The sequence below is a fragment of the Gemmatimonas aurantiaca T-27 genome (genome assembly GCF_000010305.1).
GTDB lineage: Bacteria > Gemmatimonadota > Gemmatimonadetes > Gemmatimonadales > Gemmatimonadaceae > Gemmatimonas > Gemmatimonas aurantiaca.
Genome location: NC_012489.1, coordinates 1,341,486 through 1,367,200, shown reverse-complemented (window position 1 = coordinate 1,367,200; position 25,715 = coordinate 1,341,486). Strand labels below are relative to the sequence as shown.

21 protein-coding genes are annotated in these 25,715 nt (G+C 64.6%); 19 read left to right on the top strand and 2 right to left on the bottom strand.

Going from position 1 to position 25,715, the window contains the following annotated elements:
• The first annotated feature begins 27 nt into the window (after positions 1-27).
• The 16 genes from GAU_RS05860 to GAU_RS05785 all read left to right on the top strand — a co-directional run bounded on the left by GAU_RS05860 (position 28) and on the right by GAU_RS05785 (position 19,370).
• Positions 28-831 (top strand): hypothetical protein, encoded by an 804-nt coding sequence (locus GAU_RS05860; protein WP_012682638.1) that lies wholly within the window; start codon positions 28-30, stop codon positions 829-831.
• Between the two features lie 99 nt (positions 832-930).
• On the top strand, positions 931-2,448 hold the full coding sequence (locus GAU_RS05855) for a TolC family protein (RefSeq protein WP_012682637.1): 1,518 nt from the start codon (positions 931-933) through the stop codon (positions 2,446-2,448).
• 12 nt (positions 2,449-2,460) lie between these two features.
• On the top strand, positions 2,461-3,750 hold the full coding sequence (locus GAU_RS05850) for an efflux RND transporter periplasmic adaptor subunit (protein ID WP_052574263.1): 1,290 nt from the start codon (positions 2,461-2,463) through the stop codon (positions 3,748-3,750).
• A complete protein-coding gene (locus tag GAU_RS05845) occupies positions 3,747-4,550 on the top strand; it encodes an ABC transporter ATP-binding protein (protein ID WP_083765481.1) in 804 nt (267 codons plus the stop codon). The genes GAU_RS05850 and GAU_RS05845 overlap by 4 nt, the downstream gene beginning before the upstream one ends.
• Positions 4,551-4,574: 24 nt before the next feature.
• Positions 4,575-5,822, top strand: coding sequence for an ABC transporter permease (locus GAU_RS05840; RefSeq protein ID WP_012682634.1), 1,248 nt, complete (start codon positions 4,575-4,577; stop codon positions 5,820-5,822).
• Between the two features lie 3 nt (positions 5,823-5,825).
• On the top strand, positions 5,826-7,079 hold the full coding sequence (locus tag GAU_RS05835; protein WP_012682633.1) for an ABC transporter permease: 1,254 nt from the start codon (positions 5,826-5,828) through the stop codon (positions 7,077-7,079).
• Positions 7,080-7,143: 64 nt separating this feature from the next.
• Entirely contained in the window at positions 7,144-8,379 is a 1,236-nt protein-coding gene (locus GAU_RS05830; protein ID WP_012682632.1) for an ABC transporter permease, read from the top strand.
• Between the two features lie 3 nt (positions 8,380-8,382).
• Positions 8,383-9,648, top strand: coding sequence for an ABC transporter permease (locus GAU_RS05825; protein WP_041265304.1), 1,266 nt, complete (start codon positions 8,383-8,385; stop codon positions 9,646-9,648).
• A gap of 97 nt (positions 9,649-9,745) precedes the next feature.
• On the top strand, positions 9,746-10,987 hold the full coding sequence (locus GAU_RS05820; protein WP_012682630.1) for an ABC transporter permease: 1,242 nt from the start codon (positions 9,746-9,748) through the stop codon (positions 10,985-10,987).
• A 4-nt stretch (positions 10,988-10,991) separates the two neighbouring features.
• Positions 10,992-12,248, top strand: a complete 1,257-nt coding sequence (locus GAU_RS05815; protein ID WP_041265303.1) for an ABC transporter permease — start codon at positions 10,992-10,994, stop codon at positions 12,246-12,248.
• A 269-nt stretch (positions 12,249-12,517) separates the two neighbouring features.
• Positions 12,518-14,026, top strand: a complete 1,509-nt coding sequence (locus tag GAU_RS05810; protein WP_012682628.1) for a methyl-accepting chemotaxis protein — start codon at positions 12,518-12,520, stop codon at positions 14,024-14,026.
• 130 nt (positions 14,027-14,156) lie between these two features.
• On the top strand, positions 14,157-15,725 hold the full coding sequence (locus tag GAU_RS05805; protein WP_169307602.1) for a methyl-accepting chemotaxis protein: 1,569 nt from the start codon (positions 14,157-14,159) through the stop codon (positions 15,723-15,725).
• Between the two features lie 172 nt (positions 15,726-15,897).
• Positions 15,898-16,953: a uroporphyrinogen decarboxylase gene (gene hemE / locus GAU_RS05800; protein ID WP_012682626.1), complete on the top strand. Its 1,056-nt coding sequence runs from the start codon at positions 15,898-15,900 to the stop codon at positions 16,951-16,953.
• A 2-nt stretch (positions 16,954-16,955) separates the two neighbouring features.
• A complete protein-coding gene (hemF, locus tag GAU_RS05795; protein WP_012682625.1) occupies positions 16,956-17,918 on the top strand; it encodes an oxygen-dependent coproporphyrinogen oxidase in 963 nt (320 codons plus the stop codon).
• 65 nt (positions 17,919-17,983) lie between these two features.
• A complete protein-coding gene (gene bshB1, locus GAU_RS05790; RefSeq protein ID WP_012682624.1) occupies positions 17,984-18,715 on the top strand; it encodes a bacillithiol biosynthesis deacetylase BshB1 in 732 nt (243 codons plus the stop codon).
• 16 nt (positions 18,716-18,731) lie between these two features.
• Positions 18,732-19,370 (top strand): cyclase family protein, encoded by a 639-nt coding sequence (locus GAU_RS05785; RefSeq protein WP_012682623.1) that lies wholly within the window; start codon positions 18,732-18,734, stop codon positions 19,368-19,370.
• Positions 19,371-19,592: 222 nt separating this feature from the next.
• Here the strand turns inward: GAU_RS05785 and GAU_RS05780 are convergent, their stop codons facing one another.
• Positions 19,593-20,642 (bottom strand): hypothetical protein, encoded by a 1,050-nt coding sequence (locus GAU_RS05780; protein WP_156798922.1) that lies wholly within the window; start codon positions 20,640-20,642, stop codon positions 19,593-19,595.
• A 57-nt stretch (positions 20,643-20,699) separates the two neighbouring features.
• Entirely contained in the window at positions 20,700-21,770 is a 1,071-nt protein-coding gene (locus GAU_RS05775; protein ID WP_012682621.1) for a hypothetical protein, read from the bottom strand.
• Positions 21,771-21,864: 94 nt separating this feature from the next.
• Here GAU_RS05775 and GAU_RS05770 point away from each other — a divergent pair, with 94 nt between their 5' ends.
• The 3 genes from GAU_RS05770 to GAU_RS05760 all read left to right on the top strand — a co-directional run bounded on the left by GAU_RS05770 (position 21,865) and on the right by GAU_RS05760 (position 25,712).
• Positions 21,865-23,055 carry a cysteine desulfurase family protein gene (locus GAU_RS05770; protein ID WP_012682620.1) on the top strand — a complete coding sequence of 397 codons (1,191 nt, stop codon included), beginning with the start codon at positions 21,865-21,867 and terminating at the stop codon, positions 23,053-23,055.
• Between the two features lie 17 nt (positions 23,056-23,072).
• Entirely contained in the window at positions 23,073-24,251 is a 1,179-nt protein-coding gene (mnmA, locus tag GAU_RS05765; RefSeq protein ID WP_052574262.1) for a tRNA 2-thiouridine(34) synthase MnmA, read from the top strand.
• Positions 24,252-24,491: 240 nt separating this feature from the next.
• Positions 24,492-25,712: an FIST signal transduction protein gene (locus GAU_RS05760; RefSeq protein ID WP_012682618.1), complete on the top strand. Its 1,221-nt coding sequence runs from the start codon at positions 24,492-24,494 to the stop codon at positions 25,710-25,712.
• Positions 25,713-25,715: the final 3 nt, after the last annotated feature.

The window sequence follows — 25,715 nt, the reverse complement described above, 5'->3', positions numbered from 1 at the left end:
AGGCTGTCCGCTGATTATCTTTCATGGATGCCCTTTCCGCGCATCCCCGCCCTGCGCCCCCGGTTCCTGCCCGTTTCGCGCCCCCGCGCGCTCCGGACCCGGGCTGCGGCCCTCGCGGTGATCGCCTCGGTCGTGCCGGCCGCCGCGGTGCAGGCGCAGGCCACTGCGTCCACGAGTCCGCCCACCAGTGCGCTGCCCCAGCGCCTCGACGAGGGCAGCTTCACCATTGTGGTGCGTGGCCAGCGGGTCGGACGCGAGCAGTTCTCCGTCCACCAGCTCAAGGGAGCGGACGGCACGGCCCTTGAGCTGCGCGCCGAGTCGGCGACGGGTGATCGGCGCACGGCCATGCGGCTGGAGGCGGATTCTGCAGGCACCCCCATGCGGTACACCCTGGAGGAGCGACAGGGCACGGAACAGACGCTCCGCCTCGGCGGGCAGCGGGTGCGCGGCCGATTCACCACGTTGGCCCGCAGCCTGACGGGCGAGGCGGCACGTGAGTACCTGCTGCGCCCGGGCGCCGTCGTGGTGGAAGAAGACGGTCTGATTCAACATGCCCTGTTTGTCCGCCAGCCCCTGCGGATGCCAGGTGACGGGGTGACACGACCCAGCCTGACCCCGGCGGCCAACAGTCAGGGGGCGGTGCACATCGTGCTCGAATCCATTGCCGACACGGTGACCATTGCCGGTGGGCGACGTATGGCCCAACGGTGGCGGGTGGTCACGGCCTCCAGCGAAGTCCGCCTGGTGTGGGCCGATCCCGACGGGCATCTGCTGCGGATTTCCATTCCAGCCCGTGGACTGGATGCCCGGCGCGACGACGTGCCACGGTAGCGCGCCAACCCGATGCGAACATTGATCGATCGCACCTGAAACAATCGACTGGAGAGGGGCGTAGGCCCCCCTGTCCATTCCCCTCCCCCAGCTTGTCCCATGACGATTTCCGTGAAATCTCACGTGCTCTTCAGGACGGTCGCGCTGGCCGCTGGCCTTCTCGGCCCAGTGGTGCCCTCGGTGGCCGCAGCGCAGGCTGCACCCGCCGCTCCGGCTGCCGGTGCGATTCTGACCTTGTCGGACGCTCTGGCTCTGGCCCGTCGCAACAACCCGACGCTGCAGACGTCCCTGAATTCACGGCGCATCGCGGCGGCCAATGTGCGTGCCGCGAACGGCGCGTTCCTGCCTTCCGTGAACACGTCGTTGGGCGGCAGCTATCGCGAAGGCCGTCAGACGTTCTTCCAGGGTCAGGGGTTCGGTTCGACCAACGATCAGTTGTCCACCGACGTCTCCGCCGGTGCGAGCCTGAACCTGTCCATGGCGGCGCTCAATGACCGCCGGGCGGTCAAGGCCAACCAGGACGCGACCGAGTCGGACATCCAGGCCGCCGAACAGCGGGTGCGCAACGACGTGACGGTGCAGTACATGGCGGCGCTGCAGCAGCAGGCACGCGCGCAGCTACAGGACACGTTGCTGACCACCACGTCGGCGCAGTTGCAGTTGGCCCAGGCGCGCCTGCAGGTGGGCTCCGGCACGCAGCTCGATGTGCAGCGGGCCGAGGTCACGCACGGACAGCAGCGCGTGGCCGCGCTCAATGCACGCAATCAGGCCGCCATCGAAATCGTGCGTCTCTATCAGCAGATCGGCTTGCCGCCGGTGCTGGAGACCCGACTCGACACCGCCCTGGCTCCCACGCCGACGCTCGATCTGCAGTCGGTGCTCGCCAGCGCACGCAGCGACAACCCCACGCTCGATGCCGCACGGACGCGCCAGGAAAGTGCGCGGCGTTCGATCGCGTCCGCCCGCAGCGGGTACATCCCGACGCTGGCGCTGTCGGCCAACATCTCGGGCTTCACCAACCGCTACACCAACACCAACGCCCTCATCCAACAGGGACTGGCTGGTGTGCTGTCGTCGCAGGCCTCCTGCATTCGCACGGAAGAAGTCCGGGCCCGCCTGAATCTCGACAACCGGCTCACGCAGTGTCAGGGCATGGCCTTCACACCGGCCGACGAACAGGCGATTCGGGATTCGCAGGGCAAGTATCCCCTCGATTTCACGCGCAACCCGTACGGCCTGAGCGCGACGTTTTCTCTGCCGATCTTCAACGGTTTCCGCCGCGAGCAGCAGATCGAACAGGCGAGCGTGAATCAGCGTAACGCCCAGATCGAAGTGCGCAATCAGGAACTGCGCATCTCGTCGGACGTCACGGCGGCCTATCTGCAGCTCAATACCGCGCAGCAGACGGTCACCATGCAGGAAGAGAACGTGCGCAGCGCGCGCACGGCGCTCGAACTGGCCCAGGAACGCTATCGCGTCGGCGCGATCAGCATCGTGGACCTCGTGCAGGCGCGTGGTGACTACGAGCGCGCTGCCACGGATCGCATCACCGCCATTTACGACGTGCAACGGGCCTTCGCGGCACTCGAGAACGCCGTCGGTCGCCCCCTTCGCTAACTGAGATCATTCATGACCAAGACCGTGAAGTACGGCATCGGCGGTGCTGTCGTCGTCGCTGTGGCCGCCCTGGCCTTTGTCGCCGCCAAGAAGAACACCACCAAGCCGGTCGAAGTGCGCACCGAGGCGGTGGAAGCGCGGGATCTCGTGGCGTCGGTGACCGCCAGCGGACAGATCCAGCCCCGCACCATGGTCAACGTCTCGGCTGACGTGACCGGCAAGATCGTGCGCCTGTCCGTGAAGGAAGGCGACATCGTGAAGAAGGGACAGTTCCTGCTGCAGATCGATCCGGAGCAGCCCACGGCGGCCTTGCAGCGGTCCGAAGCCGGACAGGCGTCGGCCAAGGCGCAGGCGGCGCAGGCGCGCGCCAATCTGATCCAGGCCGAGCGCAACTACGAGCGTTCGCTCAAGATCCAGCAGTCCACGCCCACGCTGGTGAGCGTCGAACAGATCGAGCAGCTCAAGACGCAGATGGAAGTGAACAAGGCACTCGCCGAAGCGGCCGACTACTCGGTCGAGCAGGCCGTGGCGTCGGTGCGTGACGCGCGTCAGGCCCTCAACCGCACCACGATCGTGGCGCCGATGAGCGGCAAGATCACCCGCCTGAACGTGGAAGAAGGCGAAACGGCGATCATGGGCACGCTGAACAAGGACGCGGCGACCCTGCTGACGATCTCCGACATGGCCGTGCTCGAGACCAAGGTGAAGGTCGACGAAACCGACGTGGCGCGCATCAATGTCGGCGACTCGGCACTCATCCAGATCGACGCCTTCCCCGACACGACGTTTGTCGGCAAGGTCGTGGAAATCTCCAACAGCTCGGTCACGAAGACCGCCACCGCCAACACCGGTGACCAGGCCATCGACTACGAAGTGCGGGTGCAGCTCCTGAATCCGCCGGTGGATACCCGCCCCGACTTCTCGGCCACGGCCAAGATTGTCACGGCCACTCGGACCAAGGTGCTGAGCATCCCGATCATCGCCCTGACCGTGCGCGAGAACGAGAGCCTGCCGAGCGGTGATTCCGCGATGGCTGTCGGCGGACGGCAGCCCACGAAGGAAGTGGGCAAGCGCGATGTGGAAGGCGTGTTCATCGTCGGCGCGGACAACAAGGTCACCTTCCGCCCTGTGAAGGTCGGCATCGCGGGTGAGCGTCACTTCGAAGTGCTGGATGGTCTCAAGACCGGCGAGACGATCGTGGCCGGTACCTACCAGGCGATCCGTGAACTCAAGGACGGCGCGTTGATCAAGGTCAACAAGCCGGAAGAGAAGAAGGCGCCGGCGGCAGGAAGCAAGTCATGAGCAGCGCGGACGAAATCGGCCTCAGCACGACCGGCGAACGGCGTGCGGTGGTGGGTGCCCCGGGAGCGACCCCGGGACAGGATTGGGTGATCGTCACCCGCCAGCTCACACGGCAGTACGACATGGGCGGCGAAATCGTCCGCGCTCTTCGCGGGGTCGACCTCGCGATCCGACGCAACGAATACGTGGCCATCATGGGTCCGTCCGGCTCGGGCAAGTCGACGCTGATGAATCTCATCGGCTGCCTCGACACACCCAACGGCGGTGAATACTGGCTGAACGGCATGCTCGTCTCGACGATGAGCGATGACCAGCTCGCGCGCGTGCGCAACAAGGAAATCGGGTTCGTCTTTCAGACGTTCAACCTGCTGCCACGCGCCTCGGCGCTGCAAAACGTGGAGCTGCCGCTGGTCTACGCCGGTGTGTCGGCGGAAGAACGGAAGAAGCGCGCCACGGAAGCGCTGGAGCGCGTGCAGCTCGGCCAGCGTATGCACCACCGTCCCAACGAATTGTCCGGTGGTCAGCGTCAGCGTGTCGCCATCGCCCGGGCGCTGGTGAACCGTCCGTCCATCCTGCTGGCCGACGAACCCACGGGTAATCTCGACTCGCAGACATCCTCGGAAATCATGCGGGTGTTCGACGAGTTGTCGCGCGAAGGGCAGACGGTGGTCATGGTGACGCACGAACCCGATATCGCGGCCAATGCACGGCGTGTGGTCGTGTTGCGTGACGGTGTCATCGCCAGCGACGAGCGTCGCAATCAGTTCGTCGAGCGCGTCGGCGTCAGCGTCGCGCACTAAACTCCGCCTTTCGCCGATCCCTCTGTGCCGTTCTTCGAAGCCATTCGCCTGGCACTCAGCACCATCCGCACCCAGAAGCTCAAGAGCGCGTTCACGCTGCTCGGAGTGTGTATCGGTGTCATGTTCCTCATCTCCGTCGTATCGATCGTCGAGGGGATGGGGCGCTACATGGAGGATGACCTGGTCGGGAAGCTGATCGGCCTGAACACCTTCGAAGTGCGCAATCGTCCGAACATCAACATCGGCGATGTCGATGCCGCGACGTGGGAGGAGTACCGTCGCCGGCCGCGGATCGAAATCACCGATGTGGAGCCCGTCACCAGTGCCCTGCCGGCGGATGCCAATTGGTACATCGTGAGCGATGGCCAGGTCACAGCATCCACCACGGTGAGTGGCAAGCCGCGGCAGGTTCAGGTGTCCGCAGTGGACGGTGACTACTTCAACATGAAGAAGCTCGGCGTGTCGGAAGGGCGCGTGCTCTCCGAACAGGAGCTCAGCCGCGGTGAAAAGGTCGCCGTGATCGGGATCGACGCCGCCAAGCGCCTCTTCCCGGGCCTCGATCCTGTCGATCGCGAGGTGCGCCTGGGCGGTGTGCCGTATCGCATCGTCGGCATCGCCGAAACGCAGGGCCAGATCTTCGGCATGTCGATGGACAACTTCCTCGTCACCACGTGGCGGTCACCCGTGCGCCGGCTCGTGAATCCGCGTCCGAACATCGTTGACGCGATCGCGATCCAGTTGCCGAGTGAACCGGCCATGCGCGAGACCATGGAAGACGTGCGGGCGGCCATGCGGGCCAATCGTCGATTGCGCCCGGCGCAGAAGGACAACTTCGCGCTGCAGACGGCCGACACCGCACTCGAGTTCTGGAACAAGATGAAAGGCTACCTGGTGGTGGCCGGCGTCGCCCTGCCCGCCATTGGTCTGGTGGTCGGCGCGATCGTCATCATGAACATCATGCTCGTGGCGGTCGCCGAGCGCACGCGCGAAATCGGTATCCGCAAGGCACTCGGCGCCAAGCGGCGCGACATTCTGCTGCAGTTCCTCATCGAATCCAGTACGCTGGGCACGGTGGGGTCGGCCATCGGCGTGGCGCTGGGTATCGGCCTCGCCAAGTTCATCTCGCTCGTATCGCCGTTGCCGGCGAGCGTGGCGCCGTGGTCCATCGTGGTGGGTGTGGCCCTTGGCGCCGGCGTTGGCATCGTTTCCGGTGTCTATCCGGCCAGTCGCGCGTCGCGGCTCGACCCGATTGCCGCCCTGCGTCAGGAATAGGTCATGTCTGCCTTCAGCACCCGCCTGTCCGCCGTTTCCGAAGGCGTACGCATCGCGCTCGATGCGGTGCGCGCCAACAAGGTGCGCGCCGGTCTGACCATCCTCGGCATCGCCGTTGGTGTGTTCGTGGTGGTCGCCATCTCCGCGGCTGTGCACGGCATCAACAAGTCGGTCGAGAAGGACTTCGCCAGCACCGGTCCGACGACGTTTTTTGTCACGCGATACCCCATTTCCTTCGAGGCCTGCGACGGCTCCGATGAAACGTGCAAGTGGCTCCGCAATCCGCCCCTTCGCTCGAACGAAGTGGAGATGCTGCGCCGCCTGTCGTCCGTTGAAGCGGTTGGCGAGCGTCTCGACTGGGGTGCGAAGGTGAAGTATCGCGATCGCGAGCTCTCGCAGGCGTCCGTGGAAGGCTACTCGGCCGAGTGGACCACGATCGGCGCCCCGGATGTGTATCCCGGGCGTGCCTTCACGTCCGCCGAGGCGCGGACCGGCGCACGGGTGGTCGTGATCACGACGCTCATGGTGGAGCGCGTGTTCGGTGAACTCGATCCGATCGGCAAGACCCTGCTCGTCAACAACGTGCCGTTCGAAGTGATCGGTGTGTACAAGGACAACAGCAGCTTCCTGTCGGGTGGCGAGCGTCCGAAGGCCGTCATGCCCGTGCAGGCGCTCATCCGCTATGTGGGTGCGCGCGCCAGCAATATCGGCCTGGCGGTGAAGCCGCGCAGCAACGTGTCGCGTGATCAGGTTATCGACGACGTGACGGCCGGATTGCGCGGCATGCGTGGTACACGACCGGCTGAAGAGTCGAGCTTCGCCATCATCACGCAGGACAAGTTGTTCGAGACGTACAACTCGATCTTCGGCATGTTCTTCCTCGTGATGATTGCCCTGTCCGGCGTCGGCCTGATCGTTGGTGGCGTGGGGGTGATCGCCATCATGATGATCTCCGTGACGGAACGGACGCGCGAGATCGGCGTGCGCAAGGCACTGGGTGCCACACGTGCCACCATTTTGTGGCAATTTCTGGTGGAAGCCGCAACGCTCACGGGCATTGGTGGCGCCATCGGTCTTTTCGTGGGATGGCTCGGCGCGCTCCTCATCCGGAACTTCACACCCATCGATGCGAGCATTCCGCCGATGGCGGTGGTGGCCGCACTGGGCGCGAGCTGCGTGACCGGCGTGTTGTTCGGCATGCTGCCGGCCAGCCGCGCATCGAAGCTCGACCCCGTCGAAGCACTGCGCCACGAGTAGTTCACGCCCGACACCGGGCCTGTAGCCGACAATCCGTCGCACCACAATTCAGGAGGCACCACCGATGGCATTCTTCGAAGCCGTCCGGTTGGCGCTGGCCACCATTCGTGTGCAGAAGCTGAAAAGCTTCTTCACGTTGATCGGTGTGACCATTGGCGTCATGTTCCTCATCGCCGTCGTATCCATCGTGGAAGGCATGAGTCGTTACGTGGAGAACGACTTTGCCGGCAAGCTGTTCGGCGTGAACACTTTCACGTTGCGCCGCTGGAACGACTTCAATACGGATGACAATCTCGACTGGCGCGAGATCCAGCGCCGACCGCGACTCTTCCCACAGGATGCGGCACTGGTGCGCGGAGTGCTGCCGCCGGGTAGTCTGTCGGCAATCGCGAGCGAGTTGTTCATGTCCGCCAATTCGCCTTACAACCGCCCACGCCAGGTGCAGGCGGTCGCGACGGAAGCCTCGTACTTCACGATCAAGAAGTTCAATCTCGAGCGCGGTCGTGCATTCGGGCAGCAGGAAGTCAACATCGGTGCACGGGTGATCGTGATCGGCGTGGAAGTGGCGGAACACTTCTTCCAGGGGCTCGATCCCATCGGACGTGAGCTGCGACTCAATGGCACGCCGTTCGAAGTGATCGGGGTGATCGAGAAACAGGGGACGATCTTCGGATTCTCGCTCGATCGACTCGCCATCGCGCCGTACACCAGTCCCCTGCACCGGGCCATTCGGCCGCGGGGGGACATCGAATCGATGGTGGTACAGGCTCCCTCTGCCGTGCTGGTCACGGACGGTATGGATGCGGCGCGTGAGGTGCTTCGTGCGGCGCGGCGCCTGCCGCCCGGCAAGGCGGACAACTTCGCGTTGGAAACACAGGACGAAGCGCTGGCCTTCTTCGACGGGATCAAGTCGAAGATGGTGGTGTTTGGCACCGCGCTGCCGGCGATCGGCCTCGTCGTGGGTGCCATGGTCATCATGAACATCATGCTGGTGGCCGTTGCCGAACGCACGCGGGAGATCGGTGTGCGCAAGGCACTGGGCGCACGACGGCGCGACATCATGTCCCAGTTTCTCGTGGAATCGGCCACGCTGAGCGTGGTTGGCGCGGCCGTTGGTATCGGACTCGGTGTTGGGCTCGCGGCGACGATTGCCGCGCTGACGCCGCTCCCTGCGGCCGTGGCGCCGTGGTCCGTGGTGGCGGCGCTGGTGGTCGGCGCGGGTGTGGGCATCGCCGCGGGTATCTATCCCGCGAGCCGCGCGGCGCGCCTCGATCCCATCGCCGCCCTGAGGCAGGAGTAGTCCATGCGATTCATCGACCGATTGTTCGTCGCACTCGAAGGCATCGGCATGGCGCTCGATGCGATCCGCGCCAACAAAGTACGCGCGGGACTCACCATCGCCGGTGTCGCGATCGGCGTGTTTGTCGTGGTGGCGATGGGGGCCACCGTGCACGGCATTCGCCAGAGCTTCCAATCCGACCTCGATGAGTTCGGGGCCACCTCGTTTCAGGTGCGTCGACGTGGCGTGGGATTCAACTCCTGCGATGGCACCGATGACACCTGTCCCGATCGCCGCAACCCGGCCATCACGCTCGATGAGTGGAACACGATCCGGAACATGCCCGATGTGGAAACTGCCACGGCATGGCTCTCCGGACAGACCAGCTTCGACTACAAGGATCGGCACGTCACCAACGTCGGCTACGATGCGCAAAGCACCGACTGGATCAAGACCGACGTAGCAGACATCTCACCGGGCCGCAGCTTCTCCCGCGCGGAGCACGATGGAGCGGCGCAGGTGGTGGTCATCAACGACACCTTGAAGAACCGTCTGTTCGGCGATTCCGATCCGATCGGCAAGCAGATCGCCGTAGAGGGAAAGCAGTTCACGGTGATTGGTGTGTTTCACACCAAGGCCGGATTTCTCAAGTCGATGGACGGACGCGGACCGGACAAACCGCGCGCCATTCTCCCGATGATGACGGCCTACCGCCATCTCGACGTCTGGCGGCGCGGGCTGTTGATCATGGTCAAGCCACGCCCCGGAATTCAGCAGGCCGTGGTGATGGACGCCGTCACGGAGATGTTGCGTGGACGACGTGGACTCAAGCCGGCGCAACCGAACAACTTTGCGTTGGTGGCGCAGGATCGCATGCTGGAGACGTTTGACCAGCTCTTCGGCGCGATCTTCATGGTGGAACTGGCACTGTCCGCCGTTGGCCTGCTCGTCGGCGGCGTCGGTGTGGTGGCCATCATGATGATCTCGGTGACCGAACGCACGCGCGAGATTGGCGTGCGCAAGGCGCTCGGGGCCACGCGCGTGACCATTCTCTGGCAGTTCCTCGTCGAAGCGGCGACGCTCACGTCGATCGGAGCATCGGTGGGGCTGATTGCCGGCTCCGTGCTCGCATGGATCGTACGCAGCAATACGTCCATTCCCACATCCATTCCCGGATCCGCCATCGCGACCGCGATCATCGCCAGTATCGCCACCGGCGTAGTGTTCGGCATGCTGCCGGCCTTGCGCGCATCCCGCCTCGATCCCGTGGAAGCACTCCGGCACGAGTAGGGCCAGCGAGCCCCTCATCTCGAGTCAGGCCCTCTGGCGGGTCGCGTACCGGCCCGCCATTCGTCCCACGATGGGTCGGCGCACGTTAGAATAGGGGGTGACAACCCTCGATGCAGTCCGGCTGGCCTTCAACCAGCTCCGGGTCCAGAAGCTCAAAAGCGCATTCACGCTGCTCGGCGTGATGATCGGCGTCATGTTCCTCATCGCGGTGGTTTCCATCGTGGAAGGCATGGGCCGCTATGTCGAAGAGGACTTTGCCTCGCGACTGATCGGGACCAACACGTTCACCCTCCGGCGTTTCGACAACGTGGGGCCCGGGGGCAACCGTGGATTCGATGTGCGAGAGGCTCGCCGTCGCCCGCTCCTGCGCATGACGGATGTCGACGTGGTGCGCGCGGCGCTTCCCTCGTCCATGCGATCGTCGATCTCGAGTGAGACGTTCAAGTACGGGGCCGCCCCAGGGGCCCGGCCGCGGCAGGTACAGGCCATCGCCACCGACGCCGAGTACTTCGCCATCAAGAAGTTCGCCGTGACGCAGGGGCGCGCGTTCACCGAGCAGGAGGTCCGCGCGGGATCACCAGTCCTGGTGATCGGCGTGGAAGTCGCGGAGCACTTCTTTCCCGGCCTCAACCCCGAAGGTCGTCAGATTCGTGTCAGCGGTGTGCCCTTCACCGTCATCGGTGTGATCGAAAAACAAGGGTCCGTCTTCGGGTTCTCGCTCGATCGCATGGCCATTGCGCCGTACACGTCGCCGATGGGCCGTATCATCCGCCCCATGCGCGATATCTCCTCGCTCATCGTGCAGGCGCCGTCGCAGGCCGACCTCGCCGAGGGAGTCGAAGCGGCGCGCAGCGCGCTACGCGCATTTCGCGGTCTCCGCGCCGGTGAGGCGGACAATTTCGGGCTCGTGACGCAGGATGCGGCCTTCGGCTTCATCAAGCAGTTGAAGGGACGCCTGGTCCTCTTTGGAACCGCGCTGCCCGCCATCAGTCTCGTGGTCGGGGCGATGGTCATCATGAACATCATGCTGGTGGCTGTTGCCGAACGCACCCGCGAAATCGGGGTGCGCAAGGCACTCGGCGCCAAACGCTCGGACATCCTGTCGCAATTTCTGGTGGAAGCCGCCACGCTCAGCACGCTCGGTGCGGCCATCGGCATCGCGCTGGGTATTGGACTCGCCAAACTGATCGCGGCGCTCACGCCCCTACCGGCCGCTGTTGCCCCGTGGTCGATCGTGGCCGCGCTCGTGACCGGTGCTGGTGTAGGCATCGCCGCCGGTCTCTATCCCGCCAGCCGTGCAGCACAACTCGATCCCATCGCCGCCCTGAGGCAGGAATGAGGTCATGAACGGCATCTTGCTCGCACTCGAAGGAGTGAGCATGGCGCTCGAAGCCATCCGTGGCAACAAAGTGCGTGCGGCGCTGACCATTGCCGGTGTCGCGATCGGCGTGTTCGTGGTCGTGGCCATGGGCGCGGTGGTCAACGGGATCCGCGCTTCATTTCAGCAGGATCTCGAAGAAATCGGCGCCACCACCTTCATCGTGCAGCGACGCGGCAGCGGCATCAACGCCTGCGACGGCACCGATGAGAACTGTCCCGATCGCCGCAATCCGCCCATCTCGTTCGCCGAGTGGGACATGATCAGGCGCTTGCCGGGTGTGCAGGAAGTCATCGGCACGATGGCGGGGCAAGCAAACTTCGCCTATCGCAACAGTCGCGTGGACAACGTGGGCTACGACGCCTACAGCGTGGAATGGCCGGCCGTCAACGCATCCGATATCGCCCCGGGACGCAATTTCACGCGTGCCGAGTATGAGGCAGGACAACCGGTCGTGCTGCTCAACGACACCCTCAAGGCTCAGTTGTTCGGCGATTCCGAACCGATCGGCAAGCCCGTGACGATCAGTGGTCGCCAGTTCACCGTCATCGGCGTCTACAATCCACGCGCCGGCTTTCTGCGTTCGCTTGAAGGGCGTGGGCCGGAAACACCGCGCGCCATCGTGCCCACGTCCACGGCCGTGCGGCAGCTCGATGCGTTTCGCGGAAGTCTCACGCTCATGGTGCGTCCCCGCAGTGACATCAGCCAGGCAGAGGTGATGGACGAAGTGATGGCCTCGATGCGGGCACGACGGGGACTGCGCCCAAGCGATCGCAACACGTTCTATCTCGTGGAGCAGGATCGCATCATGGACACCTTCAACCAGCTCTTCGGTACCATCTTCGCCGTGGGCCTCGCCCTGTCGGCGGTGGCATTGCTGGTGGGAGGTGTTGGTGTGGTGGCGATCATGATGATTTCCGTGACCGAGCGTACCCGCGAAATCGGCGTCCGCAAAGCCTTGGGAGCGACGGCGGGCACCATTCGATGGCAGTTTCTGGTGGAGGCCGCGACGCTGACCAGTATCGGTGCGTTCATCGGATTGGCGGTCGGTGCCCTGCTGGCGTGGATCATCCGCAGCAACAGCTCGCTGCCCGCATCGGTACCAACAAGCATCATGGTGACCGCCGTCCTGGCGAGTGCCGTGACCGGTGTGGCCTTTGGTATGCTGCCCGCGTTGCGCGCATCCCGTCTCGATCCCGTGGAAGCGCTCCGACACGAATAGCCGACGGAGACCGCTGTACGGAGACCGCTTTGCGCACATCGCCATGCCAATAGCAGGATTTTTTCTTGCTGACACGCTGTACCGGCGTGATGAATCGGCGCGCGAAAAAAATCGTGAATTACAATCGCGTAAATACGCCGCCGCGACTGCACATCGTAGTGCACACGTCCGATAGCTGCCTGTAGGCAATCGCGATCATCACCCGGCTTCCGGGCTGCCACTCCTCGACGTCGGGGACTCTACGGTCGCGACTCATCCGACTGCAGGCAATGGTCTGGTTCCGTTCCGTCTCCAAGAAAAACGTCGAGCGTGTGTATCCGCTGGGGCGCATTGAAGTCACCGACGTCGAAGTGCGCCGCCGTCTCGATTTCCTGAAGCTCACCAATACCGACCTCGGTGTGGTGCAGGCGTGGGAATCCGTGTGCCGCGCCGCCTGTGATGCCATGATCGACGATTTTTATGCCCACATCGCCGGCACGAGAGCGACCAAAGAGATTCTCGATCGGCATACCTCGGTGGACCGCCAGCGTCCGCTGATCACACGATATCTGCTGGCCATGTTCAGCGGCGTGATCGACGATGGCTACATCGCCTATCGTCGCCTCGTGGGTCAGGTGCACGAACGCATTGATCTGGACTCGAATTGGTACGTCGCGATGTACGAGGTCATCCGCGAGCACATGTTCTCGGCCGTGGAACGCAGCGACGCCACCCCCGCGGAGTTGTATCGCTTCCAGCGGGCCTTCGACCGCTTGCTGCAGGCCGACATCGCCATCGTCATCACGTCGCTCACCAACGCCCGTCAGGAACGCATCGAAGCCATCCTCAAGGGTGAAGCCATGCGGTTCCTCGACGATATCAGCACGGCTCTCTCACGACTGGCCCAGGGCGATCTCACCGTTCGTCTCACCGGCACCTACACCGGCCGCAACGCCGAAGTGCAGGTGCATTTCAATTCGGCGCTGCAGGAGCTGCAGGGCGCGATGCACGTGGTACGGCAGTCGGCCGACGAGATCCTGGGCACGTCCACTTCGCTACGCGACGCCAGTGGTGTGCTGAGCGAGGGCGCCTCCAGTCAGGCCGCTTCGCTGGAAGAAGTGGCGGCCAGCTTGCAGGAACTCACGAGCATGACGCAGTCCAGCGCGACACACGCACGAGAAGGGCGTACGTTGGCGGAACAGGCGCGCGATACGGCAGCGGGCGGTGAACGCTCCATGCAGCAGTTGGCCGATGCGATGACCCGCATCAAGGCGGGGTCGGATGCCACCGCTCGCGTGGTGAAGACCATCGATGAGATTGCATTCCAGACCAATCTGTTGGCGCTCAATGCGGCAGTCGAAGCGGCCCGGGCCGGGGATGCCGGTCGCGGATTTGCGGTCGTCGCTGATGAAGTGCGCGGCCTCGCCATGCGCAGTGCCGAAGCCGCCCGCAGCACCACGGCGCTCATCGAAGAGTCGATGTCGAGCACCAACGCAGGGGTGCGCCTCAACGAGACGGTACTGGGCACGCTCTCCGAGATCGTACGACAGGCCGATCGGGTCCGTGTGGTGATGTCGGAGGTCGCAGCGGCTGCGGGTCAGCAGCAGGAAGGCGTGCAGCAAATCTCCAAGGCCATCGACCAGATCAACACTGTGACACAAACCGTGGCCGCCAACGCCGAGGAAGGCAGTGCCACCAGCATGGAGCTCAGCGATCGCGCCGCGGTGCTCGGCAGTGCTGTCGAGCGCTTTCGGGCCGACGAAACGCGCAACGGCCCTCGTCTCAAGAGAATCGCATAGGCCCTAAGACTTACAAAAATGATAGCCACGTTGTCAGGGAGGGCGCCGATATTCCCTATCAATGGCTCTTACCGGCGTCAATGACTGACGCCGTTCCCCCGCGGTTCTCCAATCTCCAATGAGTGGTCTCATGTCCAGCACCAGGTCTGTCTCACAACGCGTCGGGATTCTGATCGGCGGACTCACAGGCATCGCGTTGGCCAGTGATCTGGCCGCCTTGTGGTTGCTCCCGACGCTCGAAGGCAATCCCGCCATCGCGTTGACGCGCTGGATGCTCATCGGCACGGCGGTGGTGCTGTCGTGTGCGGGTGGCGCCGCGTACACGATGGTGCGTCGTACGCTCGCTCCCCTGCACGAGATTGCGGACCGCGCGACCAAGCTGCGCCGCAACTGCATTGCCGGCATCGAGCGCATCGCCACCGGCATGGCGCACGGCGATCTGACGGGCAAACTCGAAGCGACGACCACGCTCATCGAAATCGAACGCGAGGACGAACTCGGCGAACTGGCTGCCACGGTAAACGGCATCATCGCCACGTGTCAGGCGTCGATCGAATCGCTCAACGCGGCCCAGCGCAATGTGCTGGCCATCGTCACCGATTCGGCCACGCTCAATGAATCGGCGCGGGCCGGCGATTTGTCCCGTCGGGCGGATATCCAGCGTCATGAGGGCAGCTACGCCGACCTCGCGATCGGTCTCAATCGGGTGATGGATGCCGTCAGCACGCCGCTGCAGGAAGCGTCCGGCACCTTGCAACGGGTAGCGGGTCGCGATCTGACCGCCCGTATGGAAGGCACCTATCTGGGTGACTATCTCGTGTTGCAGACGGCGCTGAACGAAGCCGTGGGCAACCTCGACTCGGCGCTGCAGCGCGTGGCCGTCGCGGCATCGGAAGTCTCCAATGCCGGTACCGAGATCAGTGCCGGCAGCGATGCGCTGGCGCACGGTGCGGCCGATCAGGCGGCCAGCCTCGAAGAAACCACGAGCAGCCTGACAGAACTCGCGGCCATGGCGCGGAACAATGCGCAGCACACCGTCGAGGCCAGTCGGTTCGTGCAGACGGCGCACACCAGCACGGCGCAGGGTGTTTCCGAGATGGCGCAACTATCGATCGCCATGGAGCGCATCGCCCGATCGAGCGTCGAAACAGCGAAGATCATCAAGACCATCGATGAGATCGCGTTCCAGACCAACCTGCTGGCGCTCAACGCGGCCGTGGAGGCCGCTCGCGCCGGTGATGCGGGCAAGGGCTTTGCCGTGGTGGCGGACGAAGTGCGCAGCCTGGCCATTCGGAGTGCCGACGCCGCCAAGAGCACGGCCACGATGATCGAAGAGAGCGTGCGCCACGCGCAGGAAGGCAACCAGCGACAGGGTGTGGTGCAGCGTCAACTCGACGATATCGATGGACAGATTCGGCAGCTCAGCGGTGTCATCGACGAGATTTCGGCCACGAGTACGCAGCAGGCGCAGGGTGTGGACCAGCTTACGCAGGCGGCCCACCTGATGAACGCGTCGACACAGACCGTGGCCAGCAACGCGGAAGAAGCCGCCGCGGCCGCCGTGGAGCTGTCCAGTCAGGCACACAGCCTCGATGAGTTGGTGGGCAATTTTGTCCTCTCCAATCGACACGCGTCCTCTCAGGCACACAAAGCACGGCGCGGGGAAGGCGGGTCGACCCGCACGCGCGCCGCGGCCTGATACCGCCGATATCGACGCGAATGGCGTGCCTCCGTAGAGATTCGGAGGCGGCCGGATAGGTGCAGGCGAGTACGTTTCGGGCAGTCCGAGGCTCCCGTCCGATGGACGGGAGCCTCTGTGCATCATGCCTGTCAGGGCGTGATGTCCTTCGTGAGTTTCCGACGTGTCTCCGATGAACGATCTGCTGCTGCGTGCCCTTCGCCGTGAACCTGTCTCGCGGCCCCCTGTCTGGATGATGCGCCAGGCTGGTCGATATCTCCCGCAGTATCGCGCGGTGCGAGCCGGGTCCGACTTCCTGACCATGTGCCGCACGCCGGAACTCGCCGTGGAAGTCACCCTGCAGCCGGTGGACCTCATCGGCGTGGATGCCGCGATCATCTTCAGCGACATCCTCGTCATCCCGGAAGCGATGGGCATGCACCTGACGCTCGATGAAGGCGTGGGTCCGCAGTTCCCGTCCCCGTTGCGCACTCCGGCCGATGTGGCACGACTTCGCACGGTGGACCCTGAGGATCAGTTGCGGTACATGCTCGATGCCCTGCGCCTGGCTCGTCGCGCGTTGAACAATCGAGTGCCGCTCATCGGCTTTGCCGGCGCGCCGTGGACGCTGGCGGCCTACATGGTGGAAGGCAAAGGCACCAAGCAGTTCGCGGTCGCCAAGCGCATGTTGTTCGAGCAGCCCGCCATGGCACACGCCCTGTTGGACAGGCTGGCCACAGCCGTGGGTGATTTCCTCGTGGCGCAGGTCGCCGCAGGGGCGCAGGTGGTCCAGTTGTTCGAATCGTGGGCCGGCGCGCTGTCGCCACAGGAGTTCCGCACCTTCGTGTTGCCGTATCTCACCAAGGCTGCCCGTCGTGCACGGGAAGCGGGCGTTCCGGTCATCGTCTTTGCGCCCGGCGCGAGCTGGGCACTGGGCGAGATCGCCGCCGCCACGGGAGCGGATGCGGTGGGGGTGGATTGGCATACCACACCAGCGCAGGCGCGCCGTCAGCTCGCGCCGTTCAATGTGGCGATGCAGGGCAATCTCGATCCATGTGCGCTCTACGCCACACCCGCCGAAATCCGTGCACGTGCTCACGCCATGATCGCCGAGTTCGGACCCATTGGGCATGTCGCCAATCTCGGACATGGCATCCTGCCCGATGTGCCGCCGGCACACGCAAAGGCATTCGTGGATGCCGTGAAAGAATGGGAGTGGACCCCAGAGCGTCTCGCGGAGCATCGCTGAGCATGAGCCCCGAGAGCGGGAGTTCGGTCAGTGATCTGCGGCGCCACCAGATCGCGTCGCGCATGGAAGGGTTGCATGACGAACTGACGGCCTTTTTCACCCGCCTCGATGAGGGTGGCACGTTTCGCGAAGATCGATGGGAACGGCCCGGCGGTGGTGGTGGTGTGGCGCGCGTATTGAGTGACGGGATCACGTTCGAAAAAGCGGGGATCAATCGTTCGGTGGTGATGGGCGTGCTGCCGGATGCCGCAGCGCAGCGCTTGGGCGGTGTCGGGGCGGCCACGGGCACGACGCACTTCTTCGCCACCGGCGTCAGCCTGGTGGTGCATCCGCGCAGTCCGATGATCCCTACGGTGCATCTGAACGTGCGCTATTTCGAACTCACGGATGAACAGGGCACGCTCACCGACAGTTGGTTTGGCGGTGGCACCGACCTGACGCCGTTTTATCCGCACGAGGACGACGCGCACACCTTTCATCGTGGGTTGGGTGCCATGTGCGACCGGCATCACGCCACGTTTTACGATCACTTCAAGGCCTGGTGTGATCGGTATTTCGTGAACACGCATCGTGGCAATGAAGCGCGTGGAGTCGGCGGCATTTTTTTCGATCATCTGCGCGCCAACGATCCCGCACACGGTCTGGATGCCGAAGCCGTGGCGCTATTTGTGAGCGATGTGGCCCGGGTGCTTCCCGCAGCGTACGAACCGATCGTGACCCGCCGTCGTGACACCACCTACGGTGAACCCGAACGCACTTTTCAGTTGGTGCGCCGAGGACGATACGTGGAGTTCAATCTGGTACACGACCGCGGCACCACCTTCGGTTTGCAGACCAACGCCCGCGTGGAGAGTGTCTTGATGAGCCTTCCACCGCTCGCGATGTGGCAGTACGCGCCGGAGTACGCGGAAGGGTCATTCGAGGCACGCCTCATCGCCATGCTCGCGCCGCGCGACTGGCGCTGATCACGTAGTACGGGAGCCCTTCCGAACACGCTTCCCTGCTCTTTGCCGGCGGCGTACGTTCCGATATGACTTCCCCTCAGTCTCTGGACCTGCTCGCCGTCGCGCCACACCGTGACGACGCCGAACTTACCTGCGGCGGTACCCTGATCAAGGCGATCGATGCCGGTCACCGCGTGGGTATTCTCGATCTCACACAGGGTGAGATGGGGACCAAGGGATCGGCCGAGTTGCGGGCGGCGGAAGCCGCCGCCTCGGCGCAGGTGATGGGCATCCATGTCCGCGAGAATCTCGGGCTGCCTGACGCCGGCATCACCAATGACGACGCCACCCGTGTGCGCCTGGTGCACATGCTGCGGGCCCTGCGTCCGCGTATCGTGATTGCCCCAGCCCTGCGCGGACGACATCCCGATCACCGCCGGACCACCGAACTGGTGCGCGATGCGTGTTTCCTGAGCGGACTCGCCAAGTATGCCCCTGGTGATCACCCCGCGTTCCGGCCCACGAAGCTGCTGCATGTCATCGCGTATCGCGAAGACTACGTGAAACCCACCTTCGTGGTCGATATCTCCACGCAGTTCGAGCGCAAGCTCGCCGCCATCAAGTGTTTCGGGTCGCAGTTCGACGGCGCGACACAGGCGGGCGAAGTGTATCCGAATGGAGAGCCGCTGTACGACATCGTGACTCACCATGCGGCACACTATGGATCGCTGATCCGCGCGCGCTACGGTGAGCCGTTCTACACGGAAGAAACGATGCGTGTGGACGATGTCACCACACTCGATGTGTCCACGTTCTGAGTTGCTGAGGAATCGTATGTGGCATGACATCTCCGTACCGCTCGGTGCCGGTACGCCCGAATGGCCGGGTGATCATCCGTTCACCTGTGGCTGGACCATGCGGCGCGAGGACGGTGAGAGTGTCAATCTGGCGGCGATCACGACCAGCTTTCACGTCGGCACCCATGCCGATGCGCCGGTGCATGTGCACTCCGAGTGGCCGGCCTCCGATGGACTCGAGTTGGGTGCGTTCGTCGGCGAAGCACTGGTGGTCGCGTTGCCAGCCTCGCACGGGGTGGCACAAGACATCGACCTGCCACTGCTGCAACGCCTGATCGGAGAACATGCCGTGTCCCGCGTGCTGCTGCGCACGGGGCACACATCGGCGGCCGGCATTTTTCCCGACGATTGGCCCGCCCTCACTGCAGAAGCCGCCACCTGGCTGGTGGATCGCGGCGTGAAGTTGTGGGGTGTGGATGCTCCCAGTGTCGATCGTCGTCAGAGCAAGTCGCTCGACGTACACCACGCCTTGCTGGGGCGTGGCACGTTCGTGCTCGAGAACCTCGACCTGCGTCATATCGAAACCGGCGTGTATGAACTGATCGCACCGCCGCTTGCCGTGATCGGCGCCGATGCGGCGCCCGTGCGCGCGCTGCTGCGGCGGCGGGTTGGCTGATGGGCTTTCGATTGGTGTTGGAGTATGGTGAGGCCTGGTGGGGCCGCCTGTGGCGGCGATACCTGCAGGATCAACAGCCGGATAACTGCAGGATATGACGGGCGTTTTGGGGGATTGAATACAGCAACGCCATTGACCGCTTGATCCGGCTGTTGATCCTGCAGGTAGCGCGCCCGAAGGGCGCCCCTTGGCCAGCCAACATCAAGATCCAGCCGCGCGGCCCTACACGCGTCCGAATGCACGCTTGAACTGCGCCAGCCGCTGCATCACAGACGCAGGCACCAGCAGATTGTCGGCAATCGCCGCGACCTCTTCCGCGTCCCGCCATGCCTGCTCGAGTGACGCGAGCTCTCCCTCCATGGCGCGCCGCTCACTGTCTTCGTGTAGCGCCATTTCGAACGCGAGTCGTGCCGGCGCCGGAATCGCATCGAGAGCCCCGGTGTCGCCGAACGACGAACGAGCGGCCCATCCGCGCACCTGCTGTGCCGCCCACACCGGATACGTGTCCGGGCCCCCCGCGTCCTCGATCAACCGCACGCCTTCGGCAATCGTGGAACGACTGGCCCCCGCCCGATTGGCCCGTGGCATGGCCCAACGCAGCAATGGCAAGGCATCAGCGCCGTAGAGTTGCAGTCGGCCCATTTCGTTCTTGCCTTCTCCGTCCCAGCTTGGCGCGAACCACCCCGGCAGTGGCTTGGGATCGTCCGGTCTGCGCAACACCGTATAGCCGACATCCACACCCCAATCGTCGGGGCCGCCCTTCACGAGCCGCGGCAGTCCCACCGGCACAAACACACCACCATCCGGCAACACAAACGATCGACGTGTCTGATGCGTGCGGGACACAATCGCTGCGGCATTCAGCAGTTGCAGCAGCGGCAACATGGCGATGATGCCCGCACCGGCGACGACGGCACCACCGACGGCCGCACCTACGCCGAGGACCGCACCGGAACTCATCACAATGGTGCGTCGACGACGTCGACCGAACTGATCGCCATACCGCCAGGCGGCAAACTCCGGACGTTGTGGCGCACCGACCCGCACCAACTCCGTGTCGTCGGGCAAACGCGCGAGCCCGATGTGATCGGTACTCACACGCACCCGCGTGGCGCGATACACACGCTCCGCCTGTTCGATCGCTTCCCAACGCTGCTCGAATGGTGCGAGGTTCCAGCGTTCGCAGGCCTGGCAGATCACCCACAGACGACCCTTCGCCGCGTCGAACGCCAACCGACGCCCCACCGGCAAGGCTTCAATCGACTCGTTCACGCCAAGTGGGCGCAGACAATGGATGCAGGTCTGATACATCGCGCGGACGCGTGGGAATCAGCGCTCGCGGCGCAGCGCATCGAGCCGCGACTCGATGGCAGCAGGCGTGAACATGTTGTCGGCGATCTTCGCCACCTCTTCCGCATCACGCCACGCCTGCTCGAGCAATTGCAGTTCACCTTCCATCGCACGCCGCTCACTTTCTTCGTGCACGGCCATCTCGATGGCCAGGCGCTGCTCCACCGACAGCGAATGCAGGGTGCCGGGCAGCTTCTGCACCATCGTGCGCCGATCACGACCCTGGGTTGGTGTGTCACCACCCCACTGCTTGTCACCGGCACGCCATCCGGACTGCTGCTGCGCGTTGAGCAACACGCCCATCGGCGAACCGGCGGTTTCCAGCAACTGCACCGCGTCCTGCACCTTGGACGCCGATCCCCCAAAACGATTCACCGTGGGCATGAGCCGCGCCGCCACACGCATCGCGTCATCGCCGAGCAGCAGCGACGTGCCGCCCACATGCTCGAAGCGCAGTTGCAGCGGCGCATCGGGCGAGGCGTACTGCAACGCACTCATGCGCGCATGCCGACGCTGCACATCCACCAGCGTGCCATCGGGCAGGTGTACTTTGCCGATCGACTTTCGCTGGCGGCCATGAATGAGCGTCTGCCACAGCCCGCCATTGGCGTACACGCCCGCAAAACTGCCCACCGATGCGCCCAGGGCCATCACCCCGCCGATGATGGCTGTCGCACTGCCCACGATGACACCGGTGACCAACAATTGCCGGCGCCGGCGGCGACCGAACTGGTCGCCGTAGCGCCATGCCGCCATCTCCGGCCGTTGGGGTGCGCCGATACGGATCAGTTCCACCCCCTCGCGCAGCCGTGCCAGCCCGACGTTGTCGGTGCTCACCCGGAGCCGCGAATCGGTGAACCGGCGCTCCATGGCCTCGATCGCCTCCCAGCGTTCCTCGAGCGGGGAGAGGTTCCAGCGCGCGCAGTGCCGACACACCACCCACAGGCGCCCCTGCCGAGCGTCGAACGCCAGCCGTGAGCCCACCGGAAACGCCTCGAAGGCTTCATTCCGGCCCAGATCGGTCGTGCAGTGGATGCAGGTCGTGAACATGTTCCGGGAGCCGTATCAGAAGCGGGATCGACGGAGTGCCGACGGACTCGGGGTCAAGGGTGCCTCTCTCTGGCCGACCCCCCTAATTTAAGGGATGACTCAGCCCGTGTACCTCGACCACGCTGCCACCACACCGGTGCGCGACGAGGTCATGTCCGCCATGGCGCCGTTTTTTGGCCCCCGCTTTGGCAACCCGAGCAGCGTGCATCGATGGGGACGCGAGGCCCGTGTGGCGCTCGACGAAGCCCGCGAACGACTCGCCATCTGTATCGGGGCGCATCCCGATGAAGTCTGTTTCACCTCGGGGGGCACCGAGGGTGACAACTTCGCCATCCTGGGCGCCTTTCGTACCCAGCGCACCAGCGGGCGCACCACGGCCATCACCACGCCCATCGAACACAAGGCGGTGCTCGCTGCCGTCCACCGCGTCGCCCAGGAAGGTGGTGAGGAGCATCTGGTGCGCGTCACGAGCGATGGTCTGGTGGATGCCGAGCACTTTGCCGCCCTGCTCGATGACAAGACCGCCGTGGCCAGTGTGATGTGGGTGAACAACGAAGTCGGGGTCATTCAGGACATCCCCGCACTGGCTGCTGCCGCGCGACAGGCGGGTGCCGTGTTCCACACCGACGCCGTGCAGGCATTCGGCAAGGTGGCTGTCGACGCGCGACACACCCCGTTTGATCTCCTCACGCTCTCGGGACACAAGCTCGGTGCTCCCAAGGGCATTGGTGCGCTCTACATCCGTCGCGACACGCCACTCGAACCCATGTTTCATGGTGGTTCGCAGGACCGTGGTCGTCGCCCGGGCACGGAAAACGTGGCCTTCGCGGTCGGTCTTGCAACAGCCGCCGAACTGGTGCTCGCCGAACACGAAATCGAAGGCCAGCGGCTGGGCGCACTGCGTGAACGCTTCGAGACGGCGCTGCGCGCGCAGATACCCGATATCGTCATTCACGGCGCCGGCGCCGCACGTGCCCCGCACATCAGCAATTGCTCCATTCCCGGCACCGACAGCGAATCGATGCTCATGGCGCTCGACCTGCGCGGCATCGCCTGCAGCGCCGGTTCTGCCTGTCAGAGCGGGAGTGTCTCGGCGTCGCATGTGCTGACGGCGATGGGGGTGCCCACGTCGCTGGCCAATGCGGCGTTGCGCCTGTCCTTTGGGGCCCTGAGCACCGAGGCCTGCGTCGATCGCACCGTCGAAGTGCTGGCCGCACTCGCGCTCAAGGCGCGTGGTGGTCATGCGCCGTCCGCCGCAGCCACGTTTGCCGTGGTCGACTTCTGAAGCGTGGACATGACGCGATGACAGTGTCTGACGATACGTCTGGTCTGGTGATGGCCGGGCTGCCGCCCAAGGGCGCACGGGTGCTGGTCGCCATGAGCGGCGGCGTGGATTCGTCCGTAGCCGCCGCCATCCTCATGGAGCATGGCTGCGACGTGGTGGGCGTGACGATGAAGCTGCACGGTGACGGCGCCGATGTGCCCGATCGCCCGTGCTGCTCGCTCGACGCCACCAGCGACGCACGTCGTGTGTGTGAAAAGCTTGGCATCCCGCACTACGTGACCAACCTCGTGGATCATTTCAGCCACGATGTGCTCGACGATTTTGTGCAGGAGTACGCCCGTGGGCGCACCCCCATCCCCTGCGTGCGCTGCAACACGTTCACGAAGTTTCGCGATCTCCTGCACAAGGCCGACGCCATCGACGCGCCGTGGCTCGCCACCGGCCACTATGCGCGCATCGGCCACCGTCATGGACAGGCCGTCATGGTGCGGGGGCTCGATACGAGCAAAGACCAGAGCTATTTCCTCTGGGGCATCGATCGGCCGGTGCTGGATCGTCTCGTGCTGCCCATCGGGGCACAGACGAAGGCGGAGACGCGCGACATCGCGCGCCGCTTTGGCCTGCGCACGGCCGAGAAGATCGAAAGCCAGGACATCTGCTTCGTGCCCGATGGGGATCACGTGCGCGTGATTGCCGAACACCTCGGCGCCGATGCGCCGGCCCTGCAGCCAGGCCCGCTGCGGTTGGCGAGTGGGGAGATCATTGGCGAACACCAGGGCTTCGCGCGTTTCACCATTGGTCAGCGCAAAGGGCTGCCGGGCGGTTTCGCCGAGCCGATGTTCGTGGTGGAAATCGTGCCGTCGGAGCGCGCGGTGGTGGTCGGCCCACGCGAGGCCCTGCTGGGCCGCGGTGTGGAAGCCCGTGAGCTCAACTGGCTCGCCGAAGCGCCTCCCGTTGGGGCACAGGTGCAGGTGCAGGTTCGCAATCGGGCCCGCCCGTCCCCCGCGACCATCGTGCGGGTGGATCCCCAGGGCATCGAACTCGCGCTCGACGAGGCCGTGCAGGCCATTTCGCCCGGTCAGTCACTCGTGGTTTTTGATGGCGACGTGGTCCTTGGCGGCGGCATCATCGAACGTGGCATGCGTGCCGCTCCCGACCGCGTGCCGGGCAAAAGACTGCCTATTCTGGCCGCCTGACCGGCGCCTGGCCTGGCCTGTTGCGTGAATTTCGGGATTTGGTCGGGTAAGACCAGGGACTGACTCAAGAATCGGCGACGCCTGCCGAAATACCCCTGTATACATGGCCGGGAGTGTCAGCATGGCTGTGGGCGGACCGATGATGAGGCCCGCTCGCATTTTTTGCCGCTGACGCCAGTACCAGGCGGACAATGAGACGCCGAGTAGCTCCCGCGCCGCGAACCATACAGGGAATACACAGTGCCACAGCTTCAGACCGTCGCGGCCAGCCACTCGTCCACCGCTGCGGCACTCGACGCACTCGATCGTCAGATTCCGAGCGAAGCGTCCGCACGGCTCGTGATCGCCTTTTATGGCTGCGATCACGATGACGAACAACTGCGCCACTTTCTCCGCGGGCGCTTTCCCGACGCGGCTCTGCTGGGCGGCAGCTCCTCCGGTGGATTCATCACCGATCAGGGCCTTTGGGATGCCAACAGCATTGGCCTGCTGCTCGTCGACGACGCAGACGGCAGCTACGGCGTAGCGGCCGGTGCCTTGGGCGACGATCCGGCGGCGACCGCTGAACGCCTGCTGAAGGAGGCGCTGGCCTCGTGCGATTGTGAAGGACAACTGCCTGAATTGATCTGGATCTACCAGGCCCCTGGCAATGAAGAAGCCGTGATCGCCGGCCTGCGGCGGCTCGTCGGCGACGGCTGCCCCATCATCGGCGGTTCGGCGGCGGACAATGACGTCTCGGGTCGTTGGCGCCAGCTTGGCACCGACTCCACACATTCCGATGGCCTGGTCGTGGCCGTGTTGTTCCCGGCAAGCCAGGTCGGATATGCGTTCCAGGGCGGCTATGAGCCCGCCGGCCCCAATGGCATCGTCACTGGCATCGGGTACACCCCGGCTGGTGACAGTGGTGTGGTCACCGCCAGCGAAGGTCGCACCATCCTGTCGATCGATGGTGAACCCGCCGCTGCAGTGTACAGCCGTTGGCTCGACCAGCGGCTCGACGTGCACCTGCCGTCGGGGGGGACGATCCTGCAGGACACCACCATGCAGCCGATTGCCACCGACGCGGGCCGCATCGATGGCGTGACGACCTACCTGCTCGTACACCCCGAGGCCATCGGCCAGGACGGTTCCCTCAGCACGTTCCGCAACATCGAAGTGGGAGACCGCGTGTATGCCATGCGCGGCGATCGCCAGCGTCTCATCGAACGCGCGGGTCGTGTCGCAGAGCAGGCCCGCCGTGGCCTGCCTTCGACGGCCTCTCTGGCCGGTGGACTGATCGTGTACTGCGGTGGTTGTCGCATGGCGGTCGGTGAAGACATTCGCCACGTGAGCGCAAACGTGAGCCAGGCGTTCGGCGATGCGCCGTTCATCGGCTGCTTCACCTTTGGTGAACAGGGACTGTTGAACGATCGCAACGTGCACGGAAATCTGATGATCTCCGCCGTCAGCTTCGCCGCCTGAGGA